A 16,656-nucleotide genomic window follows, 5' to 3' on the forward strand; every position below is an offset into this window, starting at 1 on the left:
AGGTATTTTCATGTTTTGAGCTTCTACTTTTAATGTTGTAAGTTTTAAGTAAGAGTACACAATTAAGTATAAGATTTTGGCAAATTGTATCTTTGCTTATGCGTTATATCAAGAAGATTACAGACAAGCAAAAACAAGACTTAGAGAAGATTCATAAAGATAGTAAAAGTTATCAGGAACGTAACCGTTGCCAATGTATACTGTTATCCAATCAAGGCTATCAAGTACAGAAGTTAGCAAGCATTTTTCAAGTAAGTCAGTTAAGTATTTATAAGTGGTTTGATCGCTTTGAGAAAACAGGTGTGGTAGGGTTAAAGAACCAAAAAGGGAAAGGCAGAAAACCCATCCTTACTACCAGTAATGCTACCCATGTTGAAGTAGTGGAAAATAGCATAGAGAAAGAAAAACAACAACTTAAATTAGCTAAGCGAGAGATAGAAGCTAAATTAGGCACGGCTATGAGTGAGATGACCTTGAAGCGGTTTTTAAAAAAATTGACTGCCGATGGAAACGTTTCCGTAAATGGATAAAGCCATTGCAAAACAAAGAAGCATATGAGCAGAAAGTCAAGCGATTACATGCTTTGCTTTATTTGGCACAGACAGGCAGTATAGATTTATATTTTGGAGACGAATCAGGGTTTTGCCTTACCCCTTGTGTACCTTATGGATGGATCAAAAAAGGCGAACACGCCCCTATTTTATCCCAAAGAAGTACAAGGATAAATGTATTTGGCTTGTTAAGTACAAATAATGAGTTGCTTACTTATCAGAAAAGTGGGAGTCTAAACGCTGACTTTATCATTGAATGTGTAGAGGCCTTCTCAACATCTATTTCCAAGTTTACTGTCATAGTCTTAGACAACGCCTCCTGGCATACATGTGGCCTATGGGAAGTCAAAAAAGAAGAATGGGAACAGAAAGGATTATACATCTTTTTGCTGCCTAAGTATAGTCCTCATCTTAACAGGATCGAACGATTTTGGAAGCAGGTGAAATATCATTGGCTCAAAGCCGAAGACTATCTGTCTGTAGAAGCGCTTAAGGAGGCACTTTATACCATCTTTTCAGGATTGGGTACTTACTTTAAACTTGATTTTAAAAAACTTGAAGTAGATGAAAATATTATACTTAATTGTGTTTAATTACTTACTACAATTTACATTTCAGAATATAAAAGAACCGGAGGATATGAACTCTGGAAAAGCGATGGTACTCCCAATGGTACTGTTAAAATAACGGATGTGTCTCTGGGTTCCTGGAATGATTTATATCAAAATCACTATCCTATTACATTAACCAAAGCAGGTAATACCTTATTTTATACTTCTGGTAATAGTGCAAATGGTTTCGAGTTGATGAGTACTACAGGAACAGCAGAAAGCATTGTACCATTAGGATTTATTAGCGTGTTAGACACTGACCGGGTTTTCTTTGCAGATAATAAGGGCTTCCTGTTTTTCTCAGTTTACCCAAATAGTAATAGTCACAAGGGCTTGTGGAAGAGTGATGGAAAAGCCACTGGCACTGTTCCAATCAAAGAGAATGTATCAGCAATCAGTCTACTTTCGGTAAATGGCACTGTTTTTTTTGCGTCGGTTGATCCATTAAATAGAGATGAGACCGCTGAATTGTGGAAGAGTGATGGTACTGCCACCGGTACAGTTTTGGTAAAAGATATTTACCGAGGAAACGCAAGTATTTTCGGCAGTTTTCTAATTGATGTAGATGGTACTTTGTTTTTTCTAGGATATGATTTGCAAAATAGTGCACTCTGGAAGAGTGATGGAACTGCCAATGGTACAGTTCTGGTAAAAAAATTCGAAGCAGGAAATATTAATGACATGAACTTAACTGCTGTCAATGGCACTTTGTATTTCACAGCACGCACCAATACCAATGGAGAAGAACTATGGAAAAGTGATGGAACAGCAGCTGGCACAATGATGGTAAAAGATATTTATCCTGGCACAAACAGCTCTGTTTTCTTGCCTAAATTAATCAATGTGAATAATATTCTCTTTTTTACTGCCGATGATGGGACACATGGAATGGAACTCTGGAAAAGTGATGGCACAGAGGCAGGCACTCAATTAGTCAGAGATATTTACCAGGGAAACTCATACTACAGTACTTCAAATTTAACTGCTGTCAATGGTACTTTATATTTTACGAGTTATGATGGAATTAAAAATGAATTATGGAAAAGCGATGGTACAGAAGCAGGCACTTTGAAAGTACTCGATGTAGTTGGACCGGCTGTCACTTGTAGTGGTACAGGCTCTATCTTGCGGGAAAAGTGGCTCAATGTCACAGGCTATTCGGTGAGTGCCATTCCCGTTAACACTGCTCCTAGTGCTTCTTCCCAGCTCACTTCCTTTGAAACTACCCCCAATCAGGGAGATAACTATGGAGAACGAATCCAGGGTTATCTGTGTGCGCCTTATACAGGTAACTATACCTTCTATCTTGCAGGTGACGACCAGTGTGAACTTTACCTGTCCTCAGATGAAGATCCTACTAAGAAAACCAGAATTGCCTCTGTTGCTACTTATTCAGGCAACAAAGAATGGAATAAATTCCCTTCTCAGAAATCTGCTGTTATCTCTTTAGTGGCAGGTAAAAAATACTACATTGAAGCCCTCCACAAAGAAGCTACCGGCAATGATCACCTGGCTGTGGGCTGGCAAACGCCTGCTCAATCTGCCATCACCGTGATTGCCGGAAGTAATCTTTCTCCTTTTATTGCTTCCTGCAGCAATGCTGCGCAAAGCAGCCTGGTGGTCAATCCATCGAGTGGAGGCACTTTAAGCGGAACTAGTTTGTATCTGAAAACCATTCCGGGGGCTTCTTCCTATACCCTGCAGGTGAGTAGCTCAGCTAACTTTACCACAGGAGTGATCACTAAAACTACCACAAGCCGCTTAAGTACAGGCACCTATTATGCTTCTTTTCCTGAGCTTGCACTCAATCAGAAGTATTTTGTAAGGGTCTATACCAACCTTGGCTTGTGCTGGGGACCAGTGACTAGCTTTACCACTGCTTCTGCTGCAGGCAGTGCTTATGTGGTCAATCCTTCTGATGGAGGCACCACTACCGGCACTTCCCTGTATCTGAACACCGTATCCGGGGCTACTACCTACACCTTGCAAGTGAGTACTACTTCTGATTTCTCTTCCAATTCTATTACTAGAAGCACGGTAAGCCGCTTAAGCACGGGCACCTATTATGCTGTGTTCCCTGAGCTGGTGTTCAATCAGCGCTATTATGTGAGAGTAAAAACTAATTTGTCAGAGACATGGGGCAGAACCACCTCTTTTACCAGAGTCAATGCTACGGCCAGACTAGGTGCAGAAGATGCAACAGAAAGCCTGGAAAGCAACGTAAGTCTGTATCCCAATCCCTTTGAAGAGCAGCTTACCATTAGTAGTGAGCAAGCAGGCAAACGCTACATCACTATAGCAGATAACTTAGGCAGAGTCGTCTATCAAAGCACCACACAAGACCCGCAAACAGAACTCAGCTTAGCTCATCTCAAACAAGGGGTCTATGTAGTGAAAATATCGACTGAAGAAGGGCAAACACAAATAGTTAAGGTAGTCAAAAAATAATAACCAATTTCAATTATATATTTACCAAAGCCGGGAGAAATACCGTTTCTCCCGGCTTTTTGAACAAGAGTGGAGTTTCTTACATATGGATTAAAAGTGTTAAAGAATGCACGAGTGCAGATCCAATCGCAAGGTTTATGGCCTGTTGTTTTAATAGTTTTTTCTTTTTCTAATTTGCCATGTAAGATTAGCCTGCTGCTACCACTAGTAGTTTATTGTATATAAGGCACTAGACTAAATCTTTGAAAATCAAGCACTACAAATTCACTCTTAAAAACATGTAAGATTTACGGCTTACTTTATAAGAAAACCCTGAATTAACCCTATAGTTTATTTCCACAATCTACCCTAACGTATGCCATTACTTTTACCTTCTTCTTCAACAATCATCAGAGGAAAATCCAATCAATTTGAATTACTTGGGAGCTGCCTTAAAATTAAAGGCGTTGTCAGCTTAATTTTTCTTTGCTTTTTCTCAACCTATGCACAGCCTACTCTGGTTAAGGATATCAATACTGACCCGGCATATATTTACAATAATTCTTTATCGCCCGAAAATTTAACTGCTGTAAATGGAGTAGTATATTTCACCGGCAGCAGTGAAAAAACTGGCCGCGAACTCTGGCGAAGCGATGGTACAGCGGCTGGTACTTACCAGGTAAAGGATATTAATCCCGGTATAAGCAGTTCTAATCCAAGCTATTTACTGAATGTAAATGGCACCTTGTTCTTTATCGTTAATTATCGTTTATATTATGACTCTGATGAAAGCGGACCTAATCCGGACGCAAGTAAAGGAAGCGGATTTGAGCTATGGAAAAGCGATGGAACTGAAGCAGGCACTATTAAAGTAGGCGATTTTTCCCTAAAGAATAGGCAATTTGGATGGCTTTACAATATACCTGTCCGTTTTATAAATGTAAATGGAACCCTGTTTTTTACAGCCAATAATTCTTTTGATGACTATACTCTCTATAAAAGTGATGGTACCATGGCGGGTACTCAGCCTGTTACACAAGTAAAGGTAAGTGACAATTATTATTCTACATATGCTTTTTTAGAGAGTGCTGGCAAGTATATATATTATAATCAATTAGATCCTGATTCTGAAGATGGACATGAATCTTTATGGCGAACAGATGGCACTCCTGCAGGTACCATCCGCTTACTTGGACCATCCACAGAGCAAAGCTATTCCTTATTAAGGCAAATATCCAATATAAATGGCACCCTGTTTTTCAGTGCCCCTGGCCCCTTGGGACAAGAACTCTGGAAGAGCGATGGCACCCCGGAAGGCACTGTGCTTGTAAAAGATATAGTACCTGGCCCGGAAAGTTCTGATCCTATATTCTCGGGCAGATCAGCTAATTTCCTATACTTTTCAACCAATAATGATACCAGCCTATGGAAATCGGATGGCACTTCGCAAGGTACTGTACTGGTAAAAAATGGATGGGTTTATCCTACTGTCTTGCCCGGTCCAGGTGAACAGGTTTATTTGTTATTCTCTGATGCTACCTATGGCCGGGAACTCTGGAAATCGGATGGCACCGCGCAAGGTACCATCCTGTTAAAAGATATTAACCCAGGCGCTACCTCATCCGGCATAAGTGATTTGGTATACATGAATGGTCTGCTGTATTTTACAGCCAATGATGGAGTAAATGGCCGGGCCTTATGGAAAAGTGATGGCACTGCTGCCGGAACCCTGATGGTAAAAGACATTAACCCAGGCACTACAAGCTATGCTATTGCTGGTCTGACTATAGCTCAAAATACTTTATTTTTCAGCGGGCAAACCACACAGGATAAATCTGACCTGTGGAAGAGCGATGGCACTGCGGCAGGCACCGTTTTGGTAAAGGAACTAAACGAAACAACCGATAGAACCCAAAGTTCTGCTCCTACTCATTTTACTAATGTAAATGGCTTGCTTTATTTTACGACCAGTATCACAAATGGCTTTGAGTTATGGAAAAGCGATGGAACTGAAGCAGGCACAATTTTTATCAAACGCAATGGAGGTTCAGGCTATAAGCAAACAGCCAGAGTAATGGACCACATTAATAATATGGTGTATTACAGAGTAGATAATTACGATGCAAAGGACAATTTATTAAACATACAAGTCTGGGAAACTGATGGAAGTAATGCCGGAACCACACTCATTAAAACCATAGATGGCCTTACTAATTATTACTACCAAGGCCAGAACATCATCACTACTTTAAATAATACGATATATTTTTTTATTCACAATCAGTTATGGAAAACTGATGGCACAGCGGCAGGAACCCTGCTTCTTAAAAAAGATTTAACCGGTAATAATCATGACAATCTCACTGTAGTAAATAACACCTTGTTTTTTCGCAGTGGTCCCTCTATATGGAAAAGCGATGGGTCTGCGGCAGGCACAGTAGAAGTAAAAAATGTAGGCAACTATGGCAGTGCAAAATTTACCGCCTATAAAAATCTGCTTTATTTTATTACCCCATCTGGGTTGTGGAACAGTGATGGAACAGCAAAAGGTACAAAAATAGTGAGTGATCTGATGGGAACAGGTACATTACGAGATATGATACTTACAGATAGCATTTTTTATTTATTAACCCATCGTGAATTATGGAAAAGTGATGGAACACAAGCGGGTACTGTAATGATAAAAGATCTAAATAACAACGATGTAGATAATCAATTCAATGGTTTAACCTATGTAAATGGTATCCTTTATTTTACTTATTACAATTGGAATGGCGTTTCTCATGCACTCTGGCGAAGCAATGGCACTGCTACAGGTACACAGCGAATGTTGACACTAGATAATACCCTTTATGGGGTTCAAGCCTTAACAGGTGTTAATAATACATTGTTGTTTATTACTGATGATGGAGTGCAGTATCAGTTGTGGAAGAGTAATGGTACCACTGAAACCACGGAGCAAGTAACTATACCTGACCTGTCTGTAAAGCTTTTCAATAGAGCCATTGTAAATAATGTAATATATTTTTCTGCCGATAATGGACAATTAGGCTTTGAGTTGTGGAAATATAATCCCACTACTTGCGTAGCTGTAAATAAAAATCTGCTTGTCCAGGGGAACACTGTTTGCATGAGTGAAAATGGAAAAATCACACTCAAAGCCTCTCAATCAGGTATCTCTTATCAGGCCTATTTTCACAATTCTCCGGTAGGCAACCCTGTACAAGGAGGAGGAGATATTACTCTCACCATTCCAACTGTGAGTCTGAGTGTGGGCAATAACACATTTACCATCAAAGCCAGTGGCTGTACCCTTACTGAACTTACTACCAAAGCGACTATCTCTGTGTACAATTGCCCTACTATTTCTTGTAGTAACTCTACTCAAAGCAGCCTTGTGGTTAATCCATCGAGTGGAGGCACTTTAAGCGGAACTAGTTTGTATCTGAAAACCATTCCGGGGGCTTCTTCCTATACCCTGCAGGTGAGTAGCTCAGCTAACTTTACCACAGGAGTGATCACTAAAACTACCTCAAGCCGCTTAAGCACCGGCACCTATTATGCTTCCTTCCCTGAACTAGCGCTCAATCAAAAATACTATGTCAGGGTCTATACCAACCTTGGTTTATGCTGGGGATCGGTCACTTCCTTTACCACGGCTTCCGCAGCCGGCAGTGCTTATGTAACGAATCCATCTGATGGAGGCACTACCACCGGCACTTCCCTGTATCTGAACACCGTATCCGGGGCTACTACCTACACCTTGCAAGTGAGTACCTCGGCAGATTTTACAAGCAATGTGCTTACCAGAGCTACCGTAAGCCGACTCAGCACCGGTACCTATTATGCCCTTTTCCCTGAACTGATCCTTAATCAGAAGTATTATGTGAGAGTGAAAACCAACCTGTCAGAACTGTGGGGCAGAACCACTTCCTTTACAAGGGTGAGTGCAGTAGCCAGACTAGCGGCTGAAGCGTTAACAGAAAGCCTGGAAAACAGAGTGAGTGTTTATCCCAATCCTTTTAAAGATAAGCTTACCATTGTTAGTGCACAAGCAGGCAAGCTCTATATCACTATAGCAGATAACTTAGGCAGAATAGTCCATCAAACCACCACCCAAGGAGCACAAACCGAGCTTAACCTGGCTCATCTCAAACAAGGGGTGTATGTGGTGAAAGTTTCTACCGAAGATGGACAGACTCTAGTATTGAGAGTGGTCAAACAATAAGCATACTTTCTTCATCCATTCACAGCACAGCCGGGAGGAAACTATCTTCTCCCGGCTGTGCTGTGAAAAAGAGCAGATTTCCTCCAAAATGGTCTAAATGAGTTAAAGAATGCACGATTTGTGTTAACAGTTTTCCTTTCTCATTACCTAATTTGCCCATGTAAGATTCGCCCATTGCTGTAGATAGTATTAAATAAGATACTACGCAGTACGCTAACTCTTTCATTGTGAAGCGATATAAATGAGCTTACAAAAACATGTAAGATTTATGCTTACCTGATTCATAAATCAGGCATTAACCCTATACCATTTTTATTTCTTATCCTAACTTATGCGAATACATTTACTACTTTTCCAAGTATTTTTTATCGATTTTATAAGTTTTCCTGATCTGGCTTAAATCAAGCTTCTTTTTAGTATACATATAAAATATCTTTTGTTGAAAGTATATTCCTACACGCCATACTTAAACATAAACCAAATTTAATTATCAAACTAAAGTCTTATTATGTACAAGTTTTTATTATCTGAATCTGGCTTACAACGGATAATAGCCAGTTTTTGTAACCCACTGAAAGTTTTTTTCAGCACCTGTCTGAGTGGTTTACTTATTCTAATTACTTCCACTATTTCTGCCAGTCAGGCACCAGATATACCCGCTTATTCTTACGATAACTTCACGAGTATAGGAAGTACCTTATACTTTACTGCGTCAAAGTTAAGCGGTAAAGAAGGAGGTATTTTATGGAAAAGCGATGGTACTGCTGCCGGGACGGTGCGATTAAAAACAGTTGCTGCCCATCGGTTAACGGTTGTCAATGGAACGCTTTATTTTACTGCCAATGAAACTAATACCGGGTATGAACTGTGGAAAAGCAACGGGACACCAGAAGGAACGATCAAGATAAAAGAGGTGCCCCTGCAAATACCTGATTATTATGAAGGTTATCATCGTATGCCCATACAATTAATAACTACCAATAATTTGTTATATTTTACATCCAATAATGGCTTACATGAGTATGAACTCTGGAGAACCGATGGAACCCCGGCAGGCACCATTAAAGTAACATCTGTAGGTTTAATTACCTATGATACAGCTATAGCAACCAATTTTACTAGTGTAGGCGATGTATTGTATTTTGATGCATTAGGTGGTATCCGGAAAACAGATGGCACACCTGAGGGAACAGTTGTTCTAATAAATGCTCAGTCTGACCCGTATTATCAATCAATTGAACTACTCGAGCAAGCTAATGGTACGGTATATCTAAATAATGGACAAAATGGTTTATGGAAAACGGATGGTACGGCAGCAGGAACCCTACCTGTTTATAAATGGCCTTATGGGACGATTATTCTTACAAATATTCCCTTTGAGAAAGCCTCTATTGGTATAGAGAATACCTTTTATTTTCTTACTGTAACTATCAAGCAGTATCCGCTTCCAGAGGATTATGCACTTTGGAAAAGCGATGGTACGGAAGCAGGAACTGTAAAGCTTAAAGAATTTAAAAGCCTTATTGCCTCTATAACGACTGTAGGAAGTAGATTATATTTTACAGCTATCGAGGGAGGCAATGGTGAGGAACTTTGGACAAGTGATGGCACTACAGCAGGCACTATCAAATTAAAATCGATTAATTCTTATCTTGGTTCCGCTTCTCCAACTGCTGGGAATGGCACCCTGTTTTTTCGTGTACATAATGATTTTCCGGATGACATATGGAAGAGCGATGGCACGGAGGCAGGTACTGTATTAGTAAAAGACATCCATCCTGGTAATACTTCGCAGGTAAACAATCTTACTAATGTTAAAGGCACCTTATACTTTAGTGCAAAAGCCTACCCTAATTCTACGATTGAAAGTTTATGGAAAAGCGATGGCACGGAGGCAGGCACCCAAAGGGTGTTTGATGTGATTGGTCCCGCTGTTAGTTGCAGCGGTACCGGCAGTATATTGCAGGAAAAATGGCTCAAAGTAGCAGGCCATTCAGTGAGTGCCATTCCTTTAAATACTTCTCCTACTTCTTCTGCCCAACTCACTTCCTTCGAAACTAAACTTAATCAGGGCGATAATTATGGGGAGAGAATCAGAGGCTATCTGTGTGCTCCTTATACCGGCTCCTACCTTTTCTACCTTGCAGGTGATGATCAGGCTGAACTCTACCTGTCCTCAGATGAAGATCCGGCAAAGAAAACCAGGATTGCCTCTCTTACTTCCTATACAGGCAACAAAGAATGGAGAAAGTATCCCTCTCAGCAGTCTACTCTTATTTCTTTGATTGCTGGTAAAAAGTACTACATCGAAGCTTTACACAAAGAAGCAGCAGGGGGAGATCACTTGGCCATAGGCTGGCAAACGCCTGCATCTTATCTATTAGAAGTAATACCTGGTTCTTTTCTTTCGCCTTTTATTGCTTCCTGCCCTACTACCGCCCAAAGCAGTCAGGTAATCAATCCATCGAGTGGAAGCATCTTAAGCGGAACTAGTTTGTATCTGAAAACCATTCCGGGGGCTTCTTCCTATACCCTGCAGGTGAGTACCTCAGCTGATTTTACCACAGGAGTGATCACCAAAACCACCTCAAGCCGTTTAAGCACAGGTACCTATTATGCTTCTTTCCCTGAACTTGCACTCAATCAACGCTACTATGTGAGAGTCTATACCAACCTTGGCTTGTGCTGGGGACCTGTGACTTCCTTTACCACGGCTTCTGCTGCAGGTAGTGCTTATGTGGTCAATCCATCTGATGGAGGCACCACTACTAGCACTTCCCTGTATCTGAATACCGTATCCGGGGCTACTACCTACACCTTGCAAGTGAGTACCTCGGCAGATTTTACAAGCAATGTGCTTACCAGAGCTACCGTAAGCCGACTCAGCACCGGTACCTATTATGCCCTTTTCCCTGAACTGATCCTTAATCAGAAGTATTATGTGAGAGTGAAAACCAACCTGTCAGAACTGTGGGGCAGAACCACTTCCTTTACAAGGGTGAGTGCAGTAGCCAGACTAGCGGCTGAAGCGTTAACAGAAAGCCTGGAAAACAGAGTGAGTGTTTATCCCAATCCTTTTAAAGATAAGCTTACCATTGTTAGTGCACAAGCAGGCAAGCTCTATATCACTATAGCAGATAACTTAGGCAGAATAGTCCATCAAACCACCACCCAAGGAGCACAAACCGAGCTTAACCTGGCTCATCTCAAACAAGGGGTATATGTGGTGAAAGTATTAACGGAGGATGGCTCCACACAGGTATTAAGAGCAATCAAACAATAAACCTTAATCCTTCATTCAATAGATCAAATCCGGGAGAAGCTTTCTTCTTCCGGATTTTTACGTACATACAAGAATATCATAGATAGAAACTGGCAGCATTTGCATTTTATAGCCTTTTAGTCATTGTTCTGTAAATTATATCTAAAACACAAAGTCTAATCAGCATCAATTTAAAGGGTAGTTTATTCCTTATCAATTCCGAATTTCTGCACCAGCGCCTCATATTCCTTTCTTGATATGGTGATCATACACCCATGTCTGACTTTTTCAGGAAGGGTATATTTATCCCAGTCACTAAAAAAAGTATAGCCCGACGCCTGAAACCAGGGGCCATTTAAATTATCAGAAACCGATAATCCGTAGGAAACGCCAGGATATTGTTCATAGTACAGATACCATATTTTTCCATCAGGCGATGGTATTAAGGCAGGGGCTTCTCTGAAATTAGGGCTTACCGGAGCCGATGGTTCTGAGTAAGGACCCAATAAAGAGGGGGCTTTTGCAATTCTGATGGTTTTGCCTGTCACCCAGTACAAGGTAGGATAGGTCTCATCTTTTATGATCGCATAGTAGCTATTCTCTACTTTTCTGATCATTACATCAATGGTAGCAAAATCCCAGGTAAACAACTTTGCCGGATGGCTGGAAAAGGTTTTCAGATCTTTAGATAACACATATAATGTCCGCTGGCTTGCCCAGTAACGCTCGGGATCTTCTTTGCTTCCTTCCAGATGTGGTGTGTGCCAGGTGAGTATGTATTGAGAAGTGCTTGCATCATAAAATAATTTAGGCGCTCCGATTCTCTGAAGGGCATTGGCATATCCGGGTGTGCTTTTCAGATCAGGGGTATAAATGGCGTGTTTTGACCAGGAAAGTAAATTATCAGAAACCCAGATGTTTATGTCGGGCGATGCATCGCTGGTATTTCCTGCCAGATAATATTTTCCATCATGCCCCTTGCAAATATCCGGGTGGCCCTGATATTCTTCAAACACCCTTTTGCCTTTGTTTAAGGATACCCAATGCAGGCCATCCAGGCTCACTGAATAATATAACCTGCCATAATCCTGATGGGTCATGTGGGCAAATAAATATGCTTCACGAATAGCCTTTTCAGACCCTTTTACTTGTCCCGGAGGATTGGGTTGCTGGCCGTTCACATAAAAAGGTGCGCCTGATAGGATAAAGAAAATTAACAGTTTCCTGAGCGTATGCATAGTGGTGATGGAAAATAATGTTGACAATGTTGCAAGTTTTCAATCTTATTAATTCTGTAACCTTTTTAAATCTTCAACTATTGTCCGGAAGGCTTCCTGAAATTAAATTTTCGAAAATGAAATAGGGGTAGACGCTGCATTTTTTGTCTTATAATTAACAAAGATGGCATATCATCTATTGGCTTTATAAAAAGCTAATGGCCTATCCATATCAGTTCGTTTCCAAAGAATAAACTACTCTTGCGGCAAATTAAACTCCCATGAGTAAAGCTTAATAATATACCAAAAACTTAATTAATTGTAGCGCATATGTATTTAAAAACTATTTTAAAGATTGTTTACAGTTTCCTGCTTATTACGGGTATAGGCTTGCTTTCTTCTTGTGTTAGTTCCGTTTTTATCGGGACTGCTCCATCAGAATCTGAAGGGTATCCAGTTTCTGATCAATCCGCTACGGATCAGCCATATACTGCCATGACGAGCTATCTTGTGTTTCAGGAAGCATCCACCCAGACAATTTACGATCATAGAAAAGGATTCAGCGCAAATCAGCAGGAATACCTGACAGATTCTAAAGCAGGAATGCATCAAAATCCGAAAGTGAATAAACGCATCAACCGCTTAGAAAAGAAAGTGAGCAAAAGAGTGAAGCAGCATTTAAAAGCGGATTTGAAAGAAATGCGGACACAGGCAAAGCTAGACAGAGCGCTGAGAAGAGCAGGCATACACACAATCCCTGCCTTTCCTTATTACAATCGGCACACACACGGACATAGGAGCCATCTTAGGAATCAATAGCCAAGCTATTCCTTATTGAGCGCGACTAATTTTTTACACCAGATATTAACTAGTAGTGCATAAAGTTTAAGTTGTCTTGTTGTTTGTGTATCTTGGTCAGAAAAGCCATGACTCTTTATCGACTTACCCTCAGCCAGCAAGAAAGAGATACATTAACCGATTGGCTCAGTAAAGGCAGCCGAAAGGCTAAAGATATTCAGAAAGCCTATGTACTGTTGGCAAGCGATGAGACTACGGGCAGGGAAAGTGAAACAGAGTTAGCTGCTCATTATAAGCTATCTACTAAAAGTGTAGAAAGAATCAGAAAGGCATTCTGTGAGCAAGGTATGGCTATGTTTGACAAGAAGCAGAGAAAAACCAGGAGTGATAAAAAGATAGATGGGAAGGTAGAAGCGCATCTACTGGCTTTAGTCTGCAGTGAGCCGCCACAAGGTCAGTCAAAGTGGAAACTGCAGATGCTGGCAGACAAATTAGTGGAATTGCAGGTGATTGACTCAATTTCTCATACGAGTGTGGCAGGGATATTAAAAAAAATGAGATTAAGCCTTGGCTAAGGCCCATGTGGGTGATTCCACCCAAACAAAACGCAGGCTTTGTGTATGGAATGGAAAAAGTGATCTCAGTCTATGAAAGATTATTCAATGAAAAGCAGCCGGTTGTCACTTTAGATGAATCACCCAAACAACTCATCGAAAGTAAACACTTTATTGGCAGGGATGGGAAGAAGTATCAGGACAGTATTTATACAAGACAGGGTGTAAGGGATATTTACATGGTCTTTGAGCCTTTAGCCGGTAAGCGGTTTTGTTTTGTGGAAGAAAATCACAACCGCTTTACCTGGGTAAAGATTGTCAGTCACCTGCTGGATACTACTTATAAGGAATGTGAGAAGATTACTTTAGTAGAGGATAACTTGTCAGCTCATAAGCCAAGTGCTTTTTACGAAGTCTATGAGCCTGAAAAAGCAAAAGCCTATCTAGACAGGGTAGAGTTTGTTTTTACACCTGCTCATGGCAGCTGGCTGAATATGGCAGAAATAGAGTTATCTGTACTGCAAAGGGATTGCCTTGACAGGCATATAGCTACCCAAGCAGAATTAACAAGAGAGGTAAAAGCCTGGCAGGAAAACAGAAATGCAAAAGCAGTGAAAGCTAATTGGCATTTCGCCAATCAAGATGCCAGAGTTAAACTCAAAAAACTCTACCCGACTATTTAAAATTTATGTACTACTAGCACAAAAAGTATATTTTATTATTAAACGATGAGAACTTTATTATTACTGATATTTACTTATATATCTTTCTCAGCCATCGGACAAGAGTATAAGCCCTTCAAAGTGAACATCTCCTTAGGCTATGCTAAACCCATTCAATCCGGAATATCAGGGGGAGTTTCACTATCTCTAGAACCCAAATATGGGCTCACCAATGCAATTGATCTGGGTTTACGCCTGGAAGGGGCATTAATGGCCAGGGGTATTGTTGTCAATGGGGATAATTCCATTGGTGAAGTGGGATATACTGGCTCATACCTGGTTACCGGTAATTACCTTTTTGGAAAAGCGAATGCACGGCCATTTCTGGGGCTTGGTGGAGGACTCTACAATGTTACTTCCAGTGGCACTATTACAATTACGGATGGCCAGTCATGGGAAGATATTACCCTGGTGGGAGATACTAAGTGGGGTGCTATGCTGCGGGGTGGTATAAAAGCCGGGCATTTCCTCGTCAGCCTTGAATATAACTTTGTTGGCGCTTCGATAGTAAATCTCTCGGATAGTTCAGTTAAAAGCAGAAATGATTATTTGGGTATCAAGCTAGGCTTTGATATTGGTGGAGGCAGGTTGTAATATTAAATCGTTGTCGGTTGTTCGTTTTTAGTCGTTAGTAAAATATTGATTCATACTCATTTAATTCTACACTTACGGGTAATGTCAAATTCAACTTACTAAATGCAGCCAGGTTCTGTTTTTTCGGACAAGTGTTAAAAGCTGAGTGTGATACAGGAAAATAAGCAGTTGAGCAGGCATGAATAGATAATAATAGGGCACGACTTAGGACTTTATCTACTTAACACTGGCTCTCCGGCTACATATACCTGGGACATCTTCCTTACATTCCGGATATCTGCTAATGGATCTGCCTCCAGGATAATAAAATCGGCCCAATGAAAGGCGGATAAGGTGCCTACTTCTTTTAATCCCAGATACTGGGCCGCATTTTTGGTAGCCGATAAGATAATTTGCATCGGGGTAAGACCAGCTTGTGCCATCATTTCCATTTCCAGGTGTTCAAAATAGCCCATAAATCTGGCTGGCATGCCACTATCTGTACCAAAAACTATGGGAATGCCCTGGTCTGAGAGGGTTTTCAGGTTTGCCATTGCTATGGGGAGTTGCTGTTTGTTTTTCTGGGCACTTTTACTGTTGCGCATCTGCGCTTGTTTAGCAGGGTCTAACAAAGGCTGGATAGTTTCCCTATTGTATTCCTTCAGAAAGAAGGCATCTGAAAAGAAGGCGGCGGTATCTTCATACACAAAGGTGGATAGTTCACGGGTCAGGGTCGCACAATAACTCACCTTTTTTTCTTTCAGCAGCCCAATGAATGATTCATCTACAGGCACATCCCGTATGCTATGCGCGAGCATATCGGTTCCAGCCTCCAGCAACTTCCGGGCATCTTCCAGGTAATACATATGGGTGGCAATCTTGTAGCCAAGCTCATGCGATCTTTTGATAACAGCCTGGTACACTTCTTCTGCCATTTTAGGGCTGGTTCCCAGGTTATCATCCACCCGGATCTTCATAAAATCAACGCCCATCTTGTGATTATTTTCCAGAACAGCCAGCGCCTCCTGAGGCGTATTTCCGCTGATTACTTCACCTGCAATATATAAACGGGCTCTTTTTGAGAAGGAAGTATCATTGACTACCCGGAAGCTTTCCGCTTCTTTTTTGTCGCCGCCCAGGCTCACTACTGTGGTAATGCCATAACGGGCATAGATTGCTAAGTTGTCGAGGATATTTTCTTTCGAATAATGGCCTGCCTGAATGCCTTTTACATCGCCCACATGTCCATGTCCATTGATCAAGCCAGGGATAATGGTTTTGCCTGAAACATCCTGGATGGTCGTATTTTCGGGGATGGTGATCTTTTCCTTTGGCCCAACCGCCACCACCCGTCCATTTTGTATGAGCAACACCCCATTTTGAATGGGAGCATCACCACTTCCATCGATAATAGTGGCTCCGGTAAAAGCTATATAGGATTTCTCCGTCTTCTTTGCAGTTGAACAGGCAAATAAGATTAGGAGCAGGAAAGGTAAAAGTTTAAGGCGGTTCATGCGATGAAAGTACTAAATTTCTGGCAAACAGGGGAAAAAAGGCAAGGGTAAAAAGTTTTCGCTGCTTGCTTTATTGAATATGCATATTGGCCCGAAATGCGTCAATGTATAACATATTTGTGTCAACAGAAACTGCACTTAGCTTTCCTTTTATGACAGATACCCTATTCAATTAAATATTTCCGGGAATATATTAGAG

General features: G+C 41.0%; 12 protein-coding genes. 9 read left to right on the forward strand and 3 right to left on the reverse strand.

The annotated features are described in order from the left end of the window. The first annotated feature begins 98 nt into the window (after positions 1–98). From GXP67_RS31775 to GXP67_RS31790, 4 genes are all read left to right on the forward strand, one after another. Positions 99–530 carry a helix-turn-helix domain-containing protein gene (locus tag GXP67_RS31775; protein WP_162441767.1) on the forward strand — a complete coding sequence of 144 codons (432 nt, stop codon included), beginning with the start codon at positions 99–101 and terminating at the stop codon, positions 528–530. 5 nt (positions 531–535) lie between these two features. Further along, positions 536–1,144 (forward strand): IS630 family transposase, encoded by a 609-nt coding sequence (locus GXP67_RS31780; protein WP_232064508.1) that lies wholly within the window; start codon positions 536–538, stop codon positions 1,142–1,144. 99 nt (positions 1,145–1,243) lie between these two features. Beyond that, positions 1,244–3,610 (forward strand): ELWxxDGT repeat protein, encoded by a 2,367-nt coding sequence (locus GXP67_RS31785; protein WP_162446839.1) that lies wholly within the window; start codon positions 1,244–1,246, stop codon positions 3,608–3,610. A 355-nt stretch (positions 3,611–3,965) separates the two neighbouring features. Next, on the forward strand, positions 3,966–7,817 hold the full coding sequence (locus GXP67_RS31790; RefSeq protein WP_162446840.1) for an ELWxxDGT repeat protein: 3,852 nt from the start codon (positions 3,966–3,968) through the stop codon (positions 7,815–7,817). A gap of 19 nt (positions 7,818–7,836) precedes the next feature. Here GXP67_RS31790 and GXP67_RS31795 read toward each other — a convergent pair whose 3' ends face one another. Continuing rightward, positions 7,837–7,992: a hypothetical protein gene (locus GXP67_RS31795; RefSeq protein ID WP_162446841.1), complete on the reverse strand. Its 156-nt coding sequence runs from the start codon at positions 7,990–7,992 to the stop codon at positions 7,837–7,839. Between the two features lie 333 nt (positions 7,993–8,325). Between GXP67_RS31795 and GXP67_RS31800 the strand changes: the two genes are divergently transcribed. Further along, positions 8,326–11,100 carry a T9SS type A sorting domain-containing protein gene (locus tag GXP67_RS31800; RefSeq protein ID WP_162446842.1) on the forward strand — a complete coding sequence of 925 codons (2,775 nt, stop codon included), beginning with the start codon at positions 8,326–8,328 and terminating at the stop codon, positions 11,098–11,100. A gap of 182 nt (positions 11,101–11,282) precedes the next feature. Here the strand turns inward: GXP67_RS31800 and GXP67_RS31805 are convergent, their stop codons facing one another. Next, a complete protein-coding gene (locus GXP67_RS31805) occupies positions 11,283–12,317 on the reverse strand; it encodes a glycoside hydrolase family 43 protein (RefSeq protein ID WP_162446843.1) in 1,035 nt (344 codons plus the stop codon). A 474-nt stretch (positions 12,318–12,791) separates the two neighbouring features. Between GXP67_RS31805 and GXP67_RS31810 the strand changes: the two genes are divergently transcribed. The 4 genes from GXP67_RS31810 to GXP67_RS31820 all read left to right on the forward strand — a co-directional run bounded on the left by GXP67_RS31810 (position 12,792) and on the right by GXP67_RS31820 (position 14,964). After that, positions 12,792–13,115, forward strand: a complete 324-nt coding sequence (locus tag GXP67_RS31810; RefSeq protein WP_162446844.1) for a hypothetical protein — start codon at positions 12,792–12,794, stop codon at positions 13,113–13,115. A 107-nt stretch (positions 13,116–13,222) separates the two neighbouring features. Next, the gene (locus GXP67_RS37130) at positions 13,223–13,669 is read left to right on the forward strand and encodes a helix-turn-helix domain-containing protein (protein WP_197901598.1); all 447 of its coding nucleotides are present in this window, start codon (positions 13,223–13,225) and stop codon (positions 13,667–13,669) included. A 5-nt stretch (positions 13,670–13,674) separates the two neighbouring features. Then, on the forward strand, positions 13,675–14,331 hold the full coding sequence (locus GXP67_RS37135; protein WP_197901712.1) for an IS630 family transposase: 657 nt from the start codon (positions 13,675–13,677) through the stop codon (positions 14,329–14,331). A gap of 45 nt (positions 14,332–14,376) precedes the next feature. Further along, a complete protein-coding gene (locus tag GXP67_RS31820; RefSeq protein WP_162446845.1) occupies positions 14,377–14,964 on the forward strand; it encodes a hypothetical protein in 588 nt (195 codons plus the stop codon). 212 nt (positions 14,965–15,176) lie between these two features. On the opposite strand, the gene GXP67_RS31825 is transcribed toward GXP67_RS31820, so the two are convergent. Beyond that, positions 15,177–16,457 carry an amidohydrolase family protein gene (locus GXP67_RS31825; protein ID WP_162446846.1) on the reverse strand — a complete coding sequence of 427 codons (1,281 nt, stop codon included), beginning with the start codon at positions 16,455–16,457 and terminating at the stop codon, positions 15,177–15,179. Positions 16,458–16,656: the final 199 nt, after the last annotated feature.

The sequence above is a fragment of the Rhodocytophaga rosea genome, from assembly GCF_010119975.1.
GTDB lineage: Bacteria > Bacteroidota > Bacteroidia > Cytophagales > 172606-1 > Rhodocytophaga > Rhodocytophaga rosea.

Bases quoted from the DNA above. Each gene is read 5' to 3' on its own strand.
- GXP67_RS31800 (WP_162446842.1), top strand. From the start codon at position 8,326: ATGTACAAGTTTTTATTATCTGAATCTGGCTTACAACGGATAATAGCC.
- GXP67_RS31795 (WP_162446841.1), bottom strand. From the start codon at position 7,992: ATGGGCGAATCTTACATGGGCAAATTAGGTAATGAGAAAGGAAAACTG.
- GXP67_RS31805 (WP_162446843.1), bottom strand. From the start codon at position 12,317: ATGCATACGCTCAGGAAACTGTTAATTTTCTTTATCCTATCAGGCGCA.
- GXP67_RS31810 (WP_162446844.1), top strand. From the start codon at position 12,792: ATGACGAGCTATCTTGTGTTTCAGGAAGCATCCACCCAGACAATTTAC.
- GXP67_RS31825 (WP_162446846.1), bottom strand. From the start codon at position 16,457: ATGAACCGCCTTAAACTTTTACCTTTCCTGCTCCTAATCTTATTTGCC.
- GXP67_RS37135 (WP_197901712.1), top strand. From the start codon at position 13,675: ATGTGGGTGATTCCACCCAAACAAAACGCAGGCTTTGTGTATGGAATG.
- GXP67_RS31775 (WP_162441767.1), top strand. From the start codon at position 99: ATGCGTTATATCAAGAAGATTACAGACAAGCAAAAACAAGACTTAGAG.
- GXP67_RS37130 (WP_197901598.1), top strand. From the start codon at position 13,223: ATGACTCTTTATCGACTTACCCTCAGCCAGCAAGAAAGAGATACATTA.
- GXP67_RS31820 (WP_162446845.1), top strand. From the start codon at position 14,377: ATGAGAACTTTATTATTACTGATATTTACTTATATATCTTTCTCAGCC.
- GXP67_RS31790 (WP_162446840.1), top strand. From the start codon at position 3,966: ATGCCATTACTTTTACCTTCTTCTTCAACAATCATCAGAGGAAAATCC.